Origin of the sequence: Campylobacter sp. 2018MI34, assembly GCF_016598975.1 — a bacterium.
GTDB lineage: Bacteria > Campylobacterota > Campylobacteria > Campylobacterales > Campylobacteraceae > Campylobacter_D.
In genome coordinates, this window is sequence record NZ_JAENKS010000042.1 from 1 (window position 1) to 3,120 (window position 3,120).

Genomic DNA, 3,120 nt, shown 5'->3' on the forward strand with positions numbered 1-3,120 from the left:
GTATAAGGAAGTATAAATAAAGAGTGTTCTTTATTCATTCCATAAGAAGCATTTTTAAAATCACTCTTTATATAATCACTTGCATCAGAGTATAAATTACCTTTTTCTTGCATAGCCATTCTTTGAGATTTACTTGAAGAGCTTAAAGTAAAGCTTTGCATAGAATTACCCATAACATTATCAATAAAGGTTGATCTTCTTGAAGTTGTAGAGATTAAAGATCTAAAGGTTGCGCCTGATATAGAGGCATTAAGGTTAAAATCTGTAGTAAGCTTTCCTGTTAATGGATCATAATTTAAAGATATTTCTCCTCCACCATTAGTTCCAATATTGCCAATATTGCCTTGATTTACTCCTGTGATAATATTATTTATATTGCCTAATTCATCAAGATTAACATTGCTTTGATCAACGGTTATGTTATCTACTTTTACATTAGAAGCTCCACTTCCACCTACAACTACAGTTTCTAATTTACCTGTGTTTTTATCAGTACTTACTACCCAATCTTTAATTCCAACACTACCATTTCCATTATTAGTAACTGTGTTACCATTTTCATCTTTACCTACTGAGCCTGAATTTGAAATAATTAAATCAGCATTGCCATTATTAACAATACCTCCACCTATGGTTGCACCTTCTCCATTTGAAATTTCAAGATTGTTATCACTATTATTAGTAATAGATCCACTTATACCTGTATCAGAAGTAGAGGTGTTAGTAATGGAATCAAGCTTACCGCCACTTTCTACAGTAATAGATCCTGTAATACTTCCATTACCTGTATTAGTAATACCACCTTCAATAGAACCTCCACTTTCTACTTTGATTTCACCACTAATAGAACCATTACCTTGATTTACTATACCAGAACCTCCACTTGAAGAGCTAACACTACCACCTGAGATGATAATACCTCCTGTGCTACCATCTTCACTAGAGCTACTACTACCTATAACACCTTCATTAACTATACCAGCAGTTCCACCTGTAACTGATCCTGAAATAGTGATTTGAGTATCAATCTCTTTTCCACCTCCTATATAAATACCAGAATTACCACCTTCTACAACAGCACCACTTTGAACTTCAATAGCTTCAGCTTCTATATCTTTAGAGGTTCCATCTATATTAATACCATTATTTCCAGCTTTAATGCTACTACCTTTTTCTAGGATAATTCTTCCTAGTTCCATAGTATTGCCGCTAGAACCACCATGATCAAAAAAAGTTATACCATTTAAATCAGCTTCTATAGTGCCTTTATTAATAATAGTATTAATTTTATTTCCAGCTTCTGCTGAGATACCTTGAGATTTTGATTTAATAAGACCTTCATTGGTTAAATTATCAATAGTGGAAGTGCTATTATATTGAGTCATAAGATAAATAGCTCCAGTAAATGCGTTGTCACTAGTTGATTCTATAGTTCCTTTATTGGTAAAATTATTTATAATACCCACACTTAAATTTAAACCTTTAATACCAGAAATTAAACCGCTATTATTAAAAGTTTTAATCTCAGTTTTACCAAGATAAATAGCTTCACCATTGTTTGAACTTATAGTTCCACTATTGCTAAAATTATTGATTGTAGATTTATTACTGTTTGTTCCCCAAAATGTTATACCAAATTTAGAAGCACCATTTCCTATAATGCCAGTATTTTCAAAGCTTTCTATAGTAACACCACCGCTACTACTATCTCCTATACTAACACTAGCAGCATTACTTCCACCTTGAATGGTTCCACTATTGCTAAAATTCTCTATACTTGAACCACTTGATACATTTACACCTTTTCCGCTATTACTTTTAATAGTTCCACTATTACTAAAAGTTTTAATTTCAGTATTACCAAGATAAATACTTTCACCATTTTTTGAATGAATAGTTCCACTATTGCTAAAATTATTGATTGTAGATTTAGATCCATCTTTTCCCCAAACTGTGATACCAAATTTAGAAACACCATTTCCTATAGTGCCAGTATTTTCAAAGCTTTCTATGGTAACACCATTTGAACCACTTTCTCCCATATTTATACTAGCTGTACTACTTCCACCTTGAATGGTTCCTTGATTTAAAAAAGTAGAAGTTGAAGTTCCTTGTGCAAAATTTATAGCATTAGCACTAGCACTAGAAGCAATAATACTTCCGCTACTTTCATTAGTAAAAGTATTTATAGCTGCTCCATTTTCTATATTTACTCCATAATTACTACTTTGAATAATTCCACTATTGTTAAAAGTTTCTATAGTTGATCCACTCTTTAAGCTTACTCCTTGATGAGAGTTACTTTTAATAGTTCCACTATTGTTAAAAGTTTGAATATCAGCATTATTAAAATATATAGCTTCATTTTTTGAATGAATAGTTCCGCTATTGCTAAAATTATTGATTGTAGATTTAGATCCATCTTTTCCCCAAACTGTGATACCAAATTTAGAAACACCATTTCCTATAGTGCCAGTATTTTCAAAGCTTTCTATAGTAACACCATTTGAACCACTAGCACTAACTTGAACACTAGCAGTATTACCTCCACCTTGAAGGGTTCCTTGGTTTAAAAAGGTAGAAGTAGAAGAGCTTGCTTGGAAAAGAATAGCTTGCTTGTTTTTATTTCCATTGCTAGTAGGACTAGAAATTGTAACCGAACCACTGCTTGTTATAGTAAGAGTATTATTACTTCCACTTATAGTATGAGTTGAATTTTGCGATGTATTTATATTAGTGCTTGTTCCATTTTGCGAACTATAAAAACTAGGTGAATTATCGCTATTATCACTATAAGTTTCTACATTAGCTGTAGCATAAGAATAAGAACTTAAAAAAGAGATTGTAACTAAAGAAAGAACTAATCTTTTTGAAGATGAATGAGAATGACTTTTTTCAATCCCCCCCCCCCGTTAATATTTCTTTTTTAAATAAACTATGGCTCATTATCAACCTCCTTATAGTTTAAATTTAATTTATTTGTTATAAAAAGAAATAAAAAAAAGAATAATAAATCCAAATCATAGATTATGCGTAATGATAAAAAAAATTTTCTTAAAGTTATATTAAGAAAACTTTTAGATATTTTTAATATTAATTTTATATTTATAAAATAAAAAC

1 protein-coding gene is annotated in these 3,120 nt (G+C 30.7%); it reads right to left on the minus strand.

Annotated features, from left to right (window positions below; genetic code table 11):
• A partial coding sequence (locus JG676_RS07600) for a beta strand repeat-containing protein (RefSeq protein WP_373563820.1) occupies positions 1-2,042 on the minus strand: 2,042 nt, incomplete at its 3' end.
• Positions 2,043-3,120 lie beyond the last annotated feature (1,078 nt).